General features: G+C 37.7%; 16 protein-coding genes and 1 pseudogene. 16 read left to right on the top strand and 1 reads right to left on the bottom strand.

Translation table 11 applies throughout. The annotated features are described in order from the left end of the window. A pseudogene (locus HA632_RS10700) lies at nucleotides 1-2,465 on the bottom strand (SprB repeat-containing protein); the annotation flags it as partial. Nucleotides 2,466-2,832: 367 nt separating this feature from the next. On the opposite strand from HA632_RS10700, the gene HA632_RS10705 reads away from it, so the two are divergent. The 16 genes from HA632_RS10705 to HA632_RS10780 all read left to right on the top strand — a co-directional run bounded on the left by HA632_RS10705 (nucleotide 2,833) and on the right by HA632_RS10780 (nucleotide 16,640). Further along, nucleotides 2,833-3,027 carry a hypothetical protein gene (locus tag HA632_RS10705; RefSeq protein ID WP_176307193.1) on the top strand — a complete coding sequence of 65 codons (195 nt, stop codon included), beginning with the start codon at nucleotides 2,833-2,835 and terminating at the stop codon, nucleotides 3,025-3,027. Between the two features lie 171 nt (nucleotides 3,028-3,198). Further along, on the top strand, nucleotides 3,199-3,540 hold the full coding sequence (locus HA632_RS10710; protein ID WP_176307194.1) for a cupin domain-containing protein: 342 nt from the start codon (nucleotides 3,199-3,201) through the stop codon (nucleotides 3,538-3,540). 94 nt (nucleotides 3,541-3,634) lie between these two features. Next, the gene (locus tag HA632_RS10715; protein WP_176307195.1) at nucleotides 3,635-4,195 is read left to right on the top strand and encodes an AraC family transcriptional regulator; all 561 of its coding nucleotides are present in this window, start codon (nucleotides 3,635-3,637) and stop codon (nucleotides 4,193-4,195) included. A 103-nt stretch (nucleotides 4,196-4,298) separates the two neighbouring features. After that, entirely contained in the window at nucleotides 4,299-4,850 is a 552-nt protein-coding gene (locus HA632_RS10720) for an AraC family transcriptional regulator (RefSeq protein ID WP_176307787.1), read from the top strand. Between the two features lie 11 nt (nucleotides 4,851-4,861). Next, nucleotides 4,862-7,585 (top strand): PAS domain S-box protein, encoded by a 2,724-nt coding sequence (locus HA632_RS10725; protein WP_176307196.1) that lies wholly within the window; start codon nucleotides 4,862-4,864, stop codon nucleotides 7,583-7,585. A gap of 3 nt (nucleotides 7,586-7,588) precedes the next feature. Next, the gene (locus HA632_RS10730; RefSeq protein ID WP_176307197.1) at nucleotides 7,589-8,023 is read left to right on the top strand and encodes a response regulator; all 435 of its coding nucleotides are present in this window, start codon (nucleotides 7,589-7,591) and stop codon (nucleotides 8,021-8,023) included. Nucleotides 8,024-8,165: 142 nt separating this feature from the next. Continuing rightward, the gene (locus HA632_RS10735; RefSeq protein ID WP_176307198.1) at nucleotides 8,166-8,552 is read left to right on the top strand and encodes a hypothetical protein; all 387 of its coding nucleotides are present in this window, start codon (nucleotides 8,166-8,168) and stop codon (nucleotides 8,550-8,552) included. A 22-nt stretch (nucleotides 8,553-8,574) separates the two neighbouring features. Next, nucleotides 8,575-8,913, top strand: a complete 339-nt coding sequence (locus tag HA632_RS10740) for a hypothetical protein (RefSeq protein ID WP_176307199.1) — start codon at nucleotides 8,575-8,577, stop codon at nucleotides 8,911-8,913. A gap of 220 nt (nucleotides 8,914-9,133) precedes the next feature. After that, entirely contained in the window at nucleotides 9,134-10,588 is a 1,455-nt protein-coding gene (locus tag HA632_RS10745; RefSeq protein WP_176307200.1) for an OmpA family protein, read from the top strand. A 183-nt stretch (nucleotides 10,589-10,771) separates the two neighbouring features. Continuing rightward, entirely contained in the window at nucleotides 10,772-11,092 is a 321-nt protein-coding gene (locus HA632_RS10750; RefSeq protein WP_176307201.1) for a hypothetical protein, read from the top strand. Nucleotides 11,093-11,108: 16 nt separating this feature from the next. After that, nucleotides 11,109-12,143, top strand: a complete 1,035-nt coding sequence (locus tag HA632_RS10755) for a pesticidal protein Cry7Aa (RefSeq protein ID WP_176307202.1) — start codon at nucleotides 11,109-11,111, stop codon at nucleotides 12,141-12,143. A 1-nt stretch (nucleotide 12,144) separates the two neighbouring features. Continuing rightward, nucleotides 12,145-14,466 carry a glycosyltransferase gene (locus tag HA632_RS10760; RefSeq protein ID WP_176307203.1) on the top strand — a complete coding sequence of 774 codons (2,322 nt, stop codon included), beginning with the start codon at nucleotides 12,145-12,147 and terminating at the stop codon, nucleotides 14,464-14,466. A 12-nt stretch (nucleotides 14,467-14,478) separates the two neighbouring features. Then, nucleotides 14,479-14,628, top strand: coding sequence for a hypothetical protein (locus HA632_RS10765; RefSeq protein ID WP_176307204.1), 150 nt, complete (start codon nucleotides 14,479-14,481; stop codon nucleotides 14,626-14,628). Nucleotides 14,629-14,654: 26 nt separating this feature from the next. Then, entirely contained in the window at nucleotides 14,655-15,128 is a 474-nt protein-coding gene (locus HA632_RS10770) for a Dps family protein (RefSeq protein WP_176307205.1), read from the top strand. Between the two features lie 11 nt (nucleotides 15,129-15,139). Then, on the top strand, nucleotides 15,140-15,898 hold the full coding sequence (locus HA632_RS10775; protein ID WP_176307206.1) for an ABC transporter permease: 759 nt from the start codon (nucleotides 15,140-15,142) through the stop codon (nucleotides 15,896-15,898). A 4-nt stretch (nucleotides 15,899-15,902) separates the two neighbouring features. Then, nucleotides 15,903-16,640, top strand: a complete 738-nt coding sequence (locus tag HA632_RS10780) for an ABC transporter ATP-binding protein (protein ID WP_176307207.1) — start codon at nucleotides 15,903-15,905, stop codon at nucleotides 16,638-16,640. The last annotated feature ends 11 nt before the right edge of the window (nucleotides 16,641-16,651 follow it).

The following is a 16,651-nucleotide window of genomic DNA, read 5'->3' on the forward strand; positions in this document are numbered from 1 at the left end:
CAAGATACGTTGGTAGTGGTATTAGTAGAAGCCAAAGCTGTTGCCGGTTGCGTGATGGTTACACTTACATTGGAAGTACATCCGTTAGCATCGGTTACCACTGCGGTATAAGTACCTGCTGCAAAATTGTTAGCGGTAAAGGTAGTGCCGCCATTAGACCATAAAATAGTATAAGGCGAAGTTCCACCGGTAGCCATTACTGTTACACTTCCGTTGGTTCCTGCATAACAAGATACGTTGGTAGTAGTATTAGAAGAAGCCAAAGCTGTTGCCGGTTGCGTGATGGTTACACTTACGTTGGAAGTACATCCATTAGCATCGGTGATAACGGCGGTATAAGTACCAGCTGCAAAATTGTTAGCGGTAAAGGTTGTGCCACCATTAGACCATAAAATAGTATATGGAGAAGTTCCACCTGTAGCCGTTACTGTTACACTTCCATTGTTTCCTGCAAAACAAGAAACGTTGGTAGTTGTGTTAGTAGAAGCCAAAGCCGTTGCCGGTTGCGTGATGGTTACACTTACGTTTGAAGTACATCCGTTAGCATCGGTGATAACCGCTGTATAAGTACCAGCTGCTAAATTGTTAGCAGTAAATGTAGTGCCACCATTAGACCATAAAATAGTATATGGAGAAGTTCCACCTGTAGCCGTTACTGTTACACTTCCATTGTTTCCTGCAAAACAAGATACATTGGTAGTAGTATTAGTAGAAGCCAAAGCTGTTGTCGGTTGCGTGATGGTTACACTTACGTTTGAAGTACATCCATTAGCATCGGTGATAACCGCTGTATAAGTACCAGCTGCAAAATTGTTAGCGGTAAAGGTTGTGCCACCATTAGACCATAAAATGGTATAAGGAGCCGTTCCACCGGTAGCGGTTACTGTTACACTTCCGTTGGTTCCTGCAAAACAAGAGATATTGGTTTGTGTAGTAGTAGCTATTAAAGCTGGAATATTTACAATACTCACTGTTCCGACAACCTGACATCCATTAGCATCAGTTACAGTGTAAGTGTAAGTACCGGTTACTAAATTAGAGTTTGTGAAAGCAGCACTTCCATTCGACCATAAAATAATATAAGGGGAAGTACCTCCGGTGGCCGTTACTATTGCTTGAGCATTATCTCCTTCACAAGTGGCCGGAGTAACAACATATGTACTTGCTAAAACCGGTACTGAAAGAATAATCACAGAACCATTTGTAATACAACCGTTTGCATCCGTTAGAACATAAGTATACGTTCCGCCGGTTAAAGCATCAATTGACAGGGCTGTACTTCCATTAGACCATAAAATAGTATATGGAGCAGTTCCTCCTATTGGCGTTACTGCTATACTTCCATTATCTCCGGTACAACAAGTGGCGTTGACCGGAACATTGGTACTTGACAGTAACAAAGGTTGTGTCACAATTGCCGTTACATCAACAGTACAGCCATGCGCTCCAATTATAACCGCCGTATAAGTACCTGCTGTTAAGTTGTCAATGCTAAAACTGGTACTTCCGTTAGACCATAGAATAGTATGGGGCAAAGTTCCTCCCGTAGTGGTGACTGATATACTACCATTACTTTGTCCAAAACATATAACATTGGTAATAGTCGTAGTTGGAATAATTGGATTAGGCAACGAAATGGTAAAGGTATTGGAGCCGACTGAAGTAGCACCATTAGCATCAGTGACCACCACTGAATAAGTTCCCGGAGCCAAACCACTAAAAGTAACTGTTTGAAGTGGACTTACAATGAAAGTGCCATTAGACAAGGTAAAAGTATAAGGTGCAGTTCCATCAGTAACATTTACGCTAACTTGTGCAGTTGTTGAGTTACTACAAAGCGTTGTTAAAATCAATGTTAGAGGCGGTAATTGTACGGCATCACAAATTAAATAACCATTATCTACCGTACCTTCATGAAAATTGAGGTTGATTGCCGCTGCTGCTGCGTTAAATTCCGAATAAGAATATCCGGTAACATCCCCGCCAATAGCAGCATTGGCTAAAATTAAAAATTCCCCAACGGTCATACCCGCAAAAGTTCCACCGGCAATTTCCAAGCTTGCTAAAGATTGTGAATTCGATGAAAAATCGGCATCATAAGCATCAAATCCTATGGATAGTGTTAATGCAACTAATTGACCGGCCAAAATATTTTTATAAGTATTACCCGGGTCAACTAAAGCACCAGTATCTAAAGCTCTAGCGGTAGTGCCAGACGGCAAAAAATTTTTAACTGCCAAAGAGGAAGTCAAAGTAATAGAATTGGTTTCATTCCCAATTCGGATACCATCTAAAAAGGCTGCGTCGAAATTAGCATCTCGATAACAGCCTGCATTGCCACCATGGCATTGGGTTCCCCATCCGCCCTGTGAAAAGGTTTTGAAGCCTGAACAATCTTGAGCTGAAATTTGAAAAACCCCAAAAAACATACTTACGAATAAGTAGTAAATTAATTTTCTTTTCATAATTAATGATTTAGAATTACACAAAATACCGACTATCGGTATTTTAATTTGCAAGCTCTTTTTTAAAGGAAAAAGGACATATTATCGTTTAAATACATCATAAATCTGTTAATCAACATGTTTTTGAAAAACCCGTAATTAGGCTTCTAAGCAACAAGGCTTTAAGAGGATTACTTGACAAAATTATAGGGATAGCCTTTTAGAATTAATTTATTATGTTTTATAATTCACACCCTCAAAATATTGATTGTCAATTGTTTATATCGTTATAAATCTGTGAATTATGCAATTTAAATTTCTTATTGTGTAATAAACTTCACCGTAAAATGATTCATATTTGTATGGAATTATTAAACAATCCTAAACCATGAATCTCAAACGAATTTTCGGAGCCATACTTACCTTACTTGGAATTGCCAGTCTCATCTATGCCGCTCAAGTTTTTTTAACTGCAACAGAAAGCACCAGAGATATTAAAACACTGGCTATATATGGTGTCTTGGGCTTAATTTTCTTTGTGTCCGGAATCAGTTTGGTGAAAACTACTAAAGACGAGTCATAACAAAATGGCATGATGTGGGTGAAAGAAAAATCAATTCTTAATCCTGAAAACAATCATTTATTGAATTACTTGCAAGTAACCGGTATAAAGTGACTACCTTTAACAGAATTATTTCATGACTAACCATTTTTGTGAAATTATTATTTAACCAATACTTATCTAAACAAAATCATGGACATCATTGAACTCGAAAAAGCAAAATCACATATAATTGTTGAAATCATTCAATACATACCCAATGCTGTGGTAAGCAAAACCATCATTAGGAAAACTACCGGAAACATTACCGCTTCTTCTTTTGATGCCGGTGAAGAACTACAGGAAAAGACATCACCTTACGATAATTACATTCAAATTATTCACGGTGCAGCTGAAATTACCATCAAAGACCTAAAACACAAACTTACTTTGGGTGAAGGAATCATTATACCGGCGCATGCCCGACATAGTTTTAATGCCAATGAACAATTTAAAATGATCTCTACCATTATTAAAAGTGGTTATGAAGATTAGAAAATAAGTTTTATTTAAAGCGTAAAGCTTCATTTTATCAAAACATAACCTTTTTAATCAGTACAACAAAGTACTTAAAAAATGACACTTGAAAATGAAGCTATACATTAAATATATGGTCAGTTTGCGTTGCAAGTTGCTAGTCAAAGCAGAGTTGAAAAATTTAGGACTACACTATACAACTGTTGAGCTTGGTATTGTTGAAATCATGGAGAATATCACGGCTGAGAAACGCGAAAAATTAAAAACAGCACTTTTGGCTTCCGGACTCGAACTGATGGATGATAAGAAAGCCATGCTCATTGAAAAAATAAAAATTGTCATTACCGAAATGATTCATTACAACGATGAATTACCCAAAGTAAACTACTCCGATTACATCAGTAAAATAATGGGATACGATTACACTTATTTGGCGAATATCTTCTCCGAAGTAAAAGGAATCACCATAGAACACTATATCATTGCACACAAAATCGAAAAGGTAAAAGAACTGCTGCTCTACGACGAACTCAATCTTACCGAGATATCCTATCGCATGAACTACAGCAGTGTTTCCCACTTATCTACTCAATTTAAAAAGGTAACAGGACTGACCCCTACCTTCTTTAAAAATCTTCAAGAAAAAAAGCGCAATACACTCGATAATCTGTGAATTATATCATTTAATTCCATTATTGTATAACTGAGATTTGTTTTAATAACAAACCTTTGCTTAACTGTATAAACCACTTATTTTGAAACTCTATATTAAATACATGGTCAGCAATCGTTGCAAAATGATGGTGAAAGAGGAACTGAAAAAATTAGGGCTGCATTTTATCATCGTTGATTTGGGCGTGGTTGACATCATGGAAAATATCTCTGCAACACAAAGAGAGTTACTGAAAGTCAATTTATTAGAATCAGGATTGGAACTAATGGACGACAAAAGAGCCATCTTGATTGAAAAAGTAAAAAATGTCATTATCGAAATGATTCATTATGCCGAAGAACCTATCAAAGTGACCTTTTCAGAATATTTAAGTGAAAAGCTAAACCAAAACTACACCTATCTTGCCAATCTTTTTTCGGAAGTTCAAGGCATAACCATTGAACAATTCATGATTTTGCACAAAGTGGAACGCATCAAAGAGCTTATCATCTACGACGAACTCAACATTACCGAAATCGCCTGGAAAATGAATTACAGCAGTGTTGCTCATTTATCAACCCAATTCAAAAAAGTCACCGGCTTATCGCCTTCGCACTTCAAATTACTAAAAGACAAAAGACGAAATCCAATTGAAGAATTGGGCGTTTACTCTTAAACTAAAAATCTATGAGCCAAACCCAAACATCAGAAGACCAAAAAAACAAATCCCAAGATCTGTTTTTCGACATGTTTGAAAACAGCGCTATCGGAATGATTTTTATAGATACTAAAACAGCACAGTTTAAGTATGTCAATAAATCATTCCTAAAATGTTTTGGTTTTACTAAAGAGGAAATTATCGGCAAAACAGCAACAGAATTAGGCATTGTAAACCCGGAGTTTCAGGAAAAATTGGCATTAGAATTCAAAAATAACGAAACCATCAATACCATAGAAATCATCCTCAAGAACAAAAAAGGCGTTCCGTTTTGGTTCTTAGTTTCCATACAGGCTATGAAGTATATGGGAAATGACTGTTCACTGATTTCATTCATCGATATTACCCAACAAAAGAAAACTACTGCCCAATTGGTTATAGCCAACAAAGAACTGGCATTTCAGAACAAAGAAAAAGAAAAACGTGCGGCCGAACTGGTTATTGCCAATATAGAACTCGAACACCAAAACAGCGAAAAAGAAAAACGTGCCGATGAATTGTTGGTTGCCAACAAAGAGCTGGAATACCAAAACAAAATCAAAGAAAAACGCGCCGATGAATTGGTCATCGCCAATAAAGAACTTGAGTTTCAAACCGGAGAAAAACAAAATCGCGCCAATGAATTGGTCATCGCCGATAAAGAATTGAACTTTCAAAACGAAGAAAAAGAAAAACGCGTCTCTGAAAACAAAGAACTCGAAGCCTATAATTACTCGCTGAAAGCCGCTTCTCAATATTCGTTAAGCCTAATAGAAGCCAGCCGAGATCCGTTATTTACCATTAGCCCTAAAGGCAAAATTACAGATACCAATCAAGCATCGGTTAGGGTAACCGGCGTTTCCAAAGAGAAACTGATAGGCTCCGATTTCTTCAATTATTTTACCGAACCCCAACAGGCCAAAAAAATTTACGAGGAAGTCTTTGAAAAAGGATTCGTCATCGACTATCCATTGGTGATTACTGATGGTGAATTGGTTCCTGTCTTATTTAATGGCTCAGTTTATAAAGACCAAAACGGCAATGTGATTGGTGCAGTGGTTGTAGCTCGTGACATTACCGAACAAAAAAGAGCGGAACAGGAATTAATTGAGGCCAAAACATTTGCTGAATTGGCCTCTTCTATTGCCGAAAAAACCAAAATTATGGCCGAAAAGGCGACCAAAGAAGCCAATGAAGCCGTAAAATCAAAACAACAATTTCTGTCAAACATGAGTCACGAAATACGAACACCGATGAACGCCATTATCGGATTCACCAAAGTCGTCCTCAAAACCGAATTGACCGCCAAACAAAAAGAATACTTAATGGCCATTAAAATGAGTGGCGATGCGCTGATTGTATTAATCAATGACATACTCGATTTGGCCAAAGTGGATGCCGGAAAAATGACTTTTGAAAAAACACCTTTCAAACTGAAATTGTCTATCAAAGCCATGCTGCATTTGTTTGAAACCAAAATTCAAGAGAAAAATTTAAAATTAATAACCCATTATGACGCCTCGATTCCCGATGTTTTAGTAGGCGATCCGGTGCGTTTGCATCAAATCATTCTAAACCTGGTGAGCAATGCGGTCAAGTTCACCAATGTTGGCCAAATTACCGTTAGCGTAAAATTGGTTTCCGAAACGGATGACGATGTTGCCCTACAATTTTCGGTAACCGATACCGGCATCGGAATAAATGACACCAAAACCGAAACCATCTTTGAAAATTTCCAACAAGCTACCAGCGGAACTTCCCGAATTTTTGGCGGAACCGGTTTAGGCTTGGCCATCGTAAAACAATTGGTCGAAGCCCAAAACGGAACTATAAATGTGGAAAGTACTCTTGGAGAAGGCTCCACTTTTAGCTTTATCCTTTACTTTGACAAAACCGATGCGGAAGCGGTTTTAGACCCTGAAATTACCGAAATAGACACCGATATTAAAGACACCAAAATCTTAGTCGTGGAAGACATGGAACTCAACCAACTGTTGATGAAAACGGTATTGGATGACTTTGGTTTTGAATGTGAAATTGCCGGCAATGGAAAAATTGCCATTGACAAGCTCGAGAAAAACACTTACGATATTATTTTGATGGATTTGCAAATGCCTGAAATGAATGGTTTTGAAGCCACAGAATACATCCGGAAAACCTTGAAATTAAGCTTGCCGATTATTGCCCTAACCGCTGATGTCACGACAGTTGATGTGGCCAAATGCAAAGCCGTCGGCATGAATGATTATATTTCAAAACCTGTAGACGAACGCTTGTTATACAGCAAATTAATTAGTTTTATCAAAAAACCGGTCGCTATCATTGAAAACAAAAGCATCGGTAACAAACATACACAGACCATCAAGTACGTGGATTTGAGTTATTTGACCAAACTAACCAAAGCCAATCCGATACTGATGGGTGAAATGATCAATGCTTACATCAAGCAAACTCCTCCATTGGTCGATTTAATGAAACAGAGTTTTAAAGACAAAGACTGGAGTTTGTTAAAAGCAACAGCCCACAAAATGATGCCGTCATTTGCCATCATGGGAATTCATCCGGAATTTACGGAATTGGCCCAAAAAGTTCAGGAATATGCCGAGAAATTAGAACGTTCTATTGAACTGAATGATTTAGTTGAACAATTAGAAAAAGTTTGCAATGAATCACTTATCGAATTAAAACAGGAACTACTCCACCTAAAACTATAAATTATGAAAATTGAGTCTAAAATAAAACTTTTCCTGGTTGATGATGATGCCGTTTTTTTAAAATCATTGGAAATCCAATTTATGGAGCAAGGTGATTTTGAGATAGAAACTTATGCTACAGGGGAATTGTGCCTCCAAAACTTAAACAAAAAACCGGATATTGTCGTCCTTGACTATCACCTTGACGGCGTGGTTAAAAATGCCATCAACGGTCTGCAAACTTTAGATAAAATCAAAAATACCAATGGTGGCATTCCGGTAATAATGTTGTCCAGCCAAGACCGTATTGAAATTGCAGTAACTTGCATGCACCACAAAGCGTTTGACTATGTGGTAAAAAGCGAAACGGCATTTGTTCGTTTGCAAAAAGTAATCTCTACGATTTTCAAATACCAAAAAATGGAAAAAGAGCTGAGTTGGTATATGGACCGAATGTAAAGCATTACATCGCTTATAATGTGTGAATTATAAAAAAAATTCAGGCAATCTTATAACTGCCATTTTATTTATTCGTCTCAACTTTGTATCATCACTAAAGCTCATCATTGCAATAGTAGGTCTAATCAATACAAAGAAAGCCATGGCAACTACAAGAAATAAAATCGGCATTTGGATGGATCACTCCATCGCACATCTGATGGAATATTCAAACCATCCCTTCGAAGTTAAAACCATTGAATCTGACTTTACCCAACAGGAAAAAATCGACAGCTTATTGAAAGGTGAAGCACATTTACACAGCAAAGAGCAACAGTTACAATCTAAGTATTACAAAAAACTGATGGCCGTAGTCAAAAAGTACAAAGAAGTCATTCTCTTTGGCCCAACTGATGCTAAGGAAGAACTCTTTAACGTCATTACTGCTGATAATCGCTTTCAAAATATCAAAATACAAGTCAAACAAACGGATAAAATGACTGCTCAACAAAAACATAATTTTGTCAAGGAGTTCTTTTCCAACAAATAATTGACCCCTAAAAGAAAAGAAGATGAAGAATAGAGTATCAAACTATTTGACTAAGGTTTCCCACAACCAAATCAAAAGTGTAACCGACAGAAAAGATTTTGCTGAGAATGTGCTTTTATGCGAAAAGTCAATGAAAGAACTAAAGGAAATCTATTGGCACGAAAAAGAACTCTTGGTTGTCATTCCGATGTTAATCAGCAATGCGACTACTTTTGAATTGGTCGAAATGCTAACCGTTCACATCATCTATTTAAGAAAGCATACTAAAGAATTAGAAAAGAAATTTCCCTTTATCAACCAATTGGAAATCAATAAAAATACCCCGGAAAATAATCAAATAAATAGGATTGCGATACCCTAAAATATTTCAAAAATATAACTATGCGTTAAGCGTAATAAGGTTTGTTTTGGTTAGTTTAATAAATGTGAGACCATTTATTGGAAGTCCTGTTGCTCCCATGCAGCAGGGCTTTTTTTTGTGCCTTTAAATGTGTGAATAACACAAACTATAACAATAGTTGTATAACTCTTTTACCGCCAATGTATATGACCTTTGACGTAAATAATTAAATAATTATAATATGAAAAAAGTACTACTATTCTGTATATGCCTGGCATCTACACTAGCAACAAAAGCACAAACCGAAGACAAGAAATGGAACTTCGGACTGCATGGTGGACTGATCCAATACCATGGTGATTTAGGAAGAGATTGGTACAAAACCGATAAAACCGCTTATGGTTTTGCCGGGATTACAGTTTCAAGGTATTTGTGGAAGTATTTGGATTTGAATTTATTGTACACCCGAGGTACATTGGGCTATGACAGTAGCGTAACCGGGTTTAAAAGTGATTACAGTTCAGCGGCCATTAATTTAAGATTGAACCTTATCGGACCCGAATTTGCCGTTAGACCTTATGTCTTTGGTGGAATTGGCGCCATTCTTTTTGACCGACAACTCAATTTCCACAAAGAGAAAATCGATACTACTTTTCCGGTAGTTGGTGGTGGTATTAACTTCCGATTAACGCCCGTATTATCCCTTAATCTTCAGGAAACTTTTATGTTTACCAACAATGATCGCAGAGATGGGGTTGTTTCGGGTAAAAAAGATGATTTCTTGATGCACATGGCCGGTTTGACTTTCAATTTCGGTGAGAAAAAAGATGCCGATAATGACGGTGTTTCCGATAGCAATGACAAATGTCCCGACACACCGGCTGGTGTTGCCGTTGACAAAAAAGGCTGTCCTTTAGACAAAGACAGTGACGGTGTGGCCGATTATTTAGACACTTGTCCCGATGTAGCCGGAAACGCAATAATGAATGGTTGTCCCGATAGAGACAATGACGGCGTAACCGATTTGAGCGACCGTTGTCCTGATACCAGAGGAACAATTGCCTTAAAAGGTTGTCCCGATACGGATGGTGACGGAGTTGCCGATTTGGATGATAAATGCCCTAATTCTCCATCCGGAAGTAAAGTAGATGTTAATGGTTGTCCGATGGATGATGATAAAGATGGTGTGATGAATGATGTAGACCGTTGTCCGAATGCTTTCGGTCCGGAGAGTTTAAGAGGTTGTCCTGATACCGATGGTGATGGCGTAGCCGATATAGACGACCGTTGTCCCAATGCGAAAGGCAGCTTAGAAAACAAAGGTTGTCCTGAAATAGCCAAGCAAGATGCTGTAAGAATCACTTACATCGGAAGTAAAATTTTCTTTGAAAACAATAGCGACAAACTAAAAGTAGCGTCATTGGTTTTACTGGATGAATTGGTTAAAATTTTAAACAAATACGAAGGTGCCAATCTTTTCATAGATGGTCACACTGATAGCAACGGTTCGGATGAATTCAATCAGGTGTTGTCGCAAAAACGTACCAATTCCGTAAGAGCTTATCTTATTGAAAAAGGAATTGCCGACAGCCGTTTAACTGCAACAGGATTTGGCGAAAGCAAACCTATAGCTACCAATGCAACCTCTTTAGGTCGTGCCAAAAACAGAAGAGTTGAATTGAGAACGGCCTATTAAAGCATAAGCTCATTTACCTCCTATTAATAAAAAGGCTATCTCATTGAGGTAGCCTTTTATTTATTGTAAACTACTGAAATACAAAACTATAAAAGTGTGAATAATATAATTATTTGAAAGATTTCTATAACAGATTTTTAGGGAAATAGCGTGAAATTTATTATTCACAATAAATAGTAAATCATGAAAACAATTACCAAATTTCAAATTCTATTACTAGTACTATCCATAGCAACAACAGCTCCTGCTTTTGCTACTAATGGTACCCATGAAAAAACGCCAATCACCAACACAGCCGAAGAAAAAGCCAAAGTAGATGTCATGGTCAAGCGTATTAAAGAAATACGAGACATGGACAAATCTGATTTGTCTCGCGTGGAAAGAAAAGCGCTTCGCAAAGAGGTCAGAGACATCAAAGCGACACTGAAAGCCAGCAACAACGGAGTCTATCTTTCTGTAGGTGCCATTTTAATCATCATTCTATTGTTGATTTTAATTTTATAAACAACTTAAAAGTTCCATGATAAAAGTAATCAAAGAAGGCATATTGCTTCAAAAAACCAATAATGTCTTCGAAAACGAAGGTGTTTTAAATCCGGCAGCCATTAGAGAAGGAGACGATGTGCACCTTTTGTACAGAGCGGTGAGTCAAGGCAATCATTCCAGCATAGGCTATTGCAAACTCAAAGGACCCTTATTTATTGAAACCCGAAATGATAAAGCACTACTGTCTCCCGAATTTGATTATGAATGTCATGGCATTGAAGATCCCAGGCTGGTTAAAATTGAAGACACCTATTATCTCACTTTTACAGCCTATGATGGTGTAAATGCACTAGGTTGTTTGGCAACCTCCAAAGACTTAGTGCATTTTGAAAAAAGAGGCATTATTGTACCTCAAATTACTTATGAAGAGTTCAATCATTTGGCTAAAACCAAAGGGATTATAAACGATAAATATTTCAGGTACAACCAACACGACAGTATACTCGAAAAAGACGGTAAAGAGATGCTTATTTGGGATAAAAACCTCATTTTCTTTCCTCGAAAAATTAATGGAAAGCTTCTGTTCTTGCACCGCATACGGCCCGAAATTCAATTGGTCGTGGCTACTGAAAACCTAGCCGAATTGAATGATGTGTTTTGGCAAAACTACTTTCTTCATTTTGATGAATATATAGTACTCCAACCTAAATATGAACATGAAGTCAGTTATATCGGTGGCGGCTGTCCTCCAATTGAAACCGAACACGGTTGGTTACTGATTTACCACGGTGTACACGATTCGTTACAAGGGTATGTTTATTCAGCCTGTGCCGCACTATTGGATTTAGAAAATCCGCAAAAAGAATTGGCCCGATTGCCTTATCCGCTCTTTGTGCCGGAGTTTCATTGGGAACTGAAAGGAGAAGTTAACAATGTTTGCTTTCCAACAGGTGCAGTAGTTTTTGATGACAGATTGTTCATCTATTATGGTGCCGCCGACGAGAGAATCGCTTGTGCCTCTATGAGTTTATCCGATTTGCTTAATGAATTAATGCTTAACAAAGTTTAAAATGAAAAATAATATGGCTGATAAAACACACCGTGAAATTGTATTTATTTCTTCCTATCCGCCAAGAGAATGCGGCATTGCTACCTATTCCCAAGATTTAATTTTTGCCTTGAAAAACAAATTCAAGAAAACATTTAAAATCAGCATTTGTGCCTTAGAATTAGCCGATGAAAAACAACTATATCCCAAAGAAGTAGCTTATACTCTCGAAACCGACAGTACCGAATCCTACGCTGAAACCGCGACTAAAATCAATCAAAACACCAACATTGATATCGTTTTGTTGCAACATGAGTTTGGCCTATTCAAAAACAATGAATCCGATTTTATTCATTTTCTAAAGCAAATCAACAAACCGGTTATAGTGGCTTTCCATACCGTTTTACCCAAACCCGACGAGGCTTTAAAACAATTGGTAAAAAACATAGAAAGCGTTGCGCAATCGATCATAGCAATGACCAAAACCTCAGCCAAAATCCTAATTGAGGACTACGGAATAAGCAGTACCAAGATTGAAGTGATTCCACACGGAACCCATTTGGTAGCGCATTTAGACAAAGCAATTTTAAAAGAAAAACACCTTTTAAGCGGCAGAAAAGTTTTGGCCACCTTTGGCTTATTGAGCTCAGGAAAATGCATTGAAACAACCATAAACGCGCTGCGAATTGTGGTCAAAAGATATCCGGATGTATTGTTCTTAGTCATTGGAAAAACACATCCTACGGTAATCAAAGAAGAAGGCGAACAGTATCGAGCAATCCTTATAGAAAAAATCGAATCGCTGCATTTACAGCACAATGTAAAATTTATCAACCAATATTTACCTCTTGAGGTACTGCTGGAATATTTGCAACTCACCGATATTTACCTCTTTACTTCCAAAGACCGAAACCAAGCGGTTAGCGGCACATTTTCTTATGCTTTGAGTTGCGGTTGTCCCATCATTTCAACGCCTATTCCTCATGCTACAGAAGTTTTGCAAAACGAAACAGGGATAATCGTAGATTTTGAAAACCCAAAGCAATTGGCCAAAAAGATTATCGACCTCATCGACAATGATACATTGTGTGCCACTATTTCGGCTAACGGTATTCACAAATTGGCTCCAACTGCTTGGGAAAACTCAGCAATTGCCCATGCGCTGCTTTTTGAAAAAGTCTCCGAAAGTGAATTAGACTTGCAATACAAAATACCCGAAATCAATTTGAATCACCTAAAAAAAATGACCACAGATTATGGCATGATTCAATTCTCAATTATCAACCAACCCGACATCGAATCCGGTTATACTTTAGACGACAACGCCAGGGCTTTAGTGGCGATGTGCCAACATTATGAAATCACCAAAAACGAAGAAGATTTAATATACATTACTCTCTATTTCAACTTTATCAAAAACTGTCTGCAGGATGAGGGTTATTTTTTAAACTACTTAGATAAAAACAAAAAATTTACCAAACAAAATAGCGAGACCAATCTGTCGGATTCCAACGGAAGAGCCATTTGGGCATTGGGCTATTTAATTTCGAACAGCGACCTTTTGCCCGATGCTTTGATTGACGAAGCAAAAGCCACTATGAAATTAGCCTTGTCTAATGTGCTAAACATACATTCGCCAAGAGCCATGGCTTTTATAATCAAAGGGATATTCTACAGCAATCGCAACAACAAAACACCTTCTTACACCTTATTAACCAAACATTTAGCAGACAAACTAGCCCAAATGTACAAGCATGAAACCAAAGAAAATTGGCAATGGTACGAAAGCTATTTAACATATGGCAACAGCATCCTGCCCGAAGCCATGCTCTGCGCTTATTTGACTTTGGGAACCACCATTTACAAGGAAATTGCGATCATCACTTTTGACTTTTTACTGTCTAAAATTTTTACCACCAACAGCATCAAGGTGATTTCTAATAAAGGTTGGTTACACAACGGTTACGAATCATCGGAAGAGGTTATCGGAGGCGAACAACCCATTGATGTGGCTTATACCATTTTGGCCTTAAGCAAATTCTACGACACTTTTAAAGACGAGGATTACAAGGATAAAATGAATATGGCTTTCAATTGGTTTTTGGGCAAAAATCATTTGAACCAAATCCTCTATAATCCCTGTACCGGAGGTTGTTATGATGGCTTAGAAGAAGATTACATCAACCTTAATCAAGGAGCCGAATCTACGGTGAGTTATTTGATGGCAAGACTTACCATTAAAAAGTATTTTGAAATCAAGGAAAAAAAGGTTTCCGAAACCAAAAAAATGCAACCCCTCAAATACCAAAAAACAGCCAAACAATGGCAGAACATATCACTTTAAAAAGACCAAAAGATGAGCACCTTTAAAAAACAAAAACCAACCGCCAAAAAAACAGTGGCCAACAAAAATTCGACTATTGCTGATACCAGTAACAAATCACCTTACTCAAAACAAAACATCAAAAAAAAGTTTAATGAGTTTGGCGATAACGATTCCATATAAAAACAATAAAATTCAATCCAATGATTATGACTCCTAAAATTGGCATCTCTGAAACCAATTTAAAAAAAAGCACCCAACTGTTGTCTGTAGTATTATCAGATGAGATGACCCTATATGTCAAAACCAGAAAATTCCACTGGAATATTGTGGGTAATAGTTTTATGGAACTCCACAAACTATTGGAAGCGCAATACACCGAATTTGAAAAAATTATTGATGAAGTCGCTGAGCGCATCAACAAATTAGGCAGTAAGACAATTGGAACCATGAAGGAGTTTACAAATCTTACCCGATTGACTGAACATGAAAATAAATATCCTTTGCAAAAAGACATGATCCTGGAACTCTTGAACGATAACGAAATGCTGATTGTTGAAATACGAAAAGATATTGATTTGTGCACCAACGAAAACCACGATGCAGGAACAGCCGATTTACTCACCAAAATTTTGCAACAACACGAAACTATGGCTTGGGTTTTAAGGCGTTATTTAAGTTAGTTTTATAATTCATGACCACAACCTTAAAAAATATTTTTACCGACACGGGAAACATGGCGCTGTTTACGGCAAGATTCTTTAGAGAACTTTTCAAACCGCCATTTCAAATCAATGAGTTTTTGCGGCAATGTTATGCGGTAGGCAATAAATCGTTACCATTGGTTACCATCACCGGTTTTATCATGGGATTAGTGCTCACCATTCAATCTCGTCCGACGATGGCAAAGTTTGGTGCCGAAACTTGGTTGCCCAGTATGGTATCGCTATCAATTATCAGAGAAATTGCTCCGGTGATTACCGCCCTAATCTGTGCCGGGAAAATTGCTTCGGGTATTGGTGCCGAACTAGGTTCGATGAAAGTAACCGAACAAATTGACGCCATGGAAGTTTCGGCTATCAATCCTTATAAATACTTAGTAGTTACGAGAATTTTGGCCACTACATTAATGGTTCCGATTTTGGTCTTGTATGCCGATTTGATTGGTATATATGGTGGCTACATTGGCTACAACATTCATGGAAACATCAGTTTGTACCGCTATTTTTCGGATGTGTTTGAACATTTAGAATTTTTAGATGTGCTTCCGGCCATTGTGAAAACCTTCTTTTTTGGCTTTTTTATCGGCTTAATTGGTTGTTATAAAGGTTTCAATGCTTCTAACGGAACAGCCAGTGTAGGAATTGCAGCCAACTCTGCTGTGGTTTCTGCTTCCCTATCCATTTTTATCATCGATATGCTGGCGGTACAATTAACCGATTTACTTTTTTAACGCTATGGGAAAAGAAATTGCGCTTATAGAAATATCGAATTTACACAAAACCTTTGGTGACCATAAAGTCCTTGAAGGCGTAACTCTAAAAGTCAAATCGGGTGAGAACTTAGTGATACTCGGCCGTTCGGGTTCGGGAAAATCGGTAACGATTAAATGTTTGGTAGGTTTGGTTCAAGCCGACAAAGGTAATATCAAAGTTTTTGGTACCAATATCAAAGCTTTGAATGAACATGACCTGAACAAAATCAGAGTCCGTGTGGGTTTTATGTTCCAAAACGGCGCTTTATACGACTCGATGTCGGTGAGACAAAACCTCATCTTTACGTTAAAGCACCACACCAAAGACATTTCGAAAGATGACATAGAGCAAAAAGTAACCGAAGCATTAGAAAATGTAGGATTGCTCGAAGCCATAGATAAAATGCCTTCGGAGTTATCGGGCGGTATGCGAAAGCGCATTGGAATGGCGCGTACTTTGATCATCAAACCCGAAATTATTTTGTATGACGAACCTACTTCGGGCTTGGATACTATTACTGCACGAGAAATCAGCGAGTTGATTTTGTCTATTCAAAAGAAATTTAAAACGACCTCTATAGTAATAACGCATGATATGGCTTGCGCCAAACTAACGGGTGACCGCATCATGATTTTAAAAGACGGCATAATCAATGCCGAGGGCACTTATGCCGCACTCAAGAAAAGCAATGATCCTTGGGTTCGGTCCTTTTTTGTATAATTTAATTCAAC

Source organism: Flavobacterium sp. J49 (assembly GCF_011742145.1).
Classification (GTDB): domain Bacteria; phylum Bacteroidota; class Bacteroidia; order Flavobacteriales; family Flavobacteriaceae; genus Flavobacterium.

Excerpts from the sequence above, each read along its gene's own strand:
- HA632_RS10705 (WP_176307193.1), top strand. The coding sequence starts at position 2,833 with ATGAATCTCAAACGAATTTTCGGAGCCATACTTACCTTACTTGGAATT.
- HA632_RS10710 (WP_176307194.1), top strand. The coding sequence starts at position 3,199 with ATGGACATCATTGAACTCGAAAAAGCAAAATCACATATAATTGTTGAA.
- HA632_RS10715 (WP_176307195.1), top strand. The coding sequence starts at position 3,635 with ATGAAGCTATACATTAAATATATGGTCAGTTTGCGTTGCAAGTTGCTA.
- HA632_RS10720 (WP_176307787.1), top strand. The coding sequence starts at position 4,299 with ATGGTCAGCAATCGTTGCAAAATGATGGTGAAAGAGGAACTGAAAAAA.
- HA632_RS10725 (WP_176307196.1), top strand. The coding sequence starts at position 4,862 with ATGAGCCAAACCCAAACATCAGAAGACCAAAAAAACAAATCCCAAGAT.
- HA632_RS10730 (WP_176307197.1), top strand. The coding sequence starts at position 7,589 with ATGAAAATTGAGTCTAAAATAAAACTTTTCCTGGTTGATGATGATGCC.
- HA632_RS10735 (WP_176307198.1), top strand. The coding sequence starts at position 8,166 with ATGGCAACTACAAGAAATAAAATCGGCATTTGGATGGATCACTCCATC.
- HA632_RS10740 (WP_176307199.1), top strand. The coding sequence starts at position 8,575 with ATGAAGAATAGAGTATCAAACTATTTGACTAAGGTTTCCCACAACCAA.
- HA632_RS10745 (WP_176307200.1), top strand. The coding sequence starts at position 9,134 with ATGAAAAAAGTACTACTATTCTGTATATGCCTGGCATCTACACTAGCA.
- HA632_RS10750 (WP_176307201.1), top strand. The coding sequence starts at position 10,772 with ATGAAAACAATTACCAAATTTCAAATTCTATTACTAGTACTATCCATA.
- HA632_RS10755 (WP_176307202.1), top strand. The coding sequence starts at position 11,109 with ATGATAAAAGTAATCAAAGAAGGCATATTGCTTCAAAAAACCAATAAT.
- HA632_RS10760 (WP_176307203.1), top strand. The coding sequence starts at position 12,145 with ATGAAAAATAATATGGCTGATAAAACACACCGTGAAATTGTATTTATT.
- HA632_RS10765 (WP_176307204.1), top strand. The coding sequence starts at position 14,479 with ATGAGCACCTTTAAAAAACAAAAACCAACCGCCAAAAAAACAGTGGCC.
- HA632_RS10770 (WP_176307205.1), top strand. The coding sequence starts at position 14,655 with ATGACTCCTAAAATTGGCATCTCTGAAACCAATTTAAAAAAAAGCACC.
- HA632_RS10775 (WP_176307206.1), top strand. The coding sequence starts at position 15,140 with ATGACCACAACCTTAAAAAATATTTTTACCGACACGGGAAACATGGCG.
- HA632_RS10780 (WP_176307207.1), top strand. The coding sequence starts at position 15,903 with ATGGGAAAAGAAATTGCGCTTATAGAAATATCGAATTTACACAAAACC.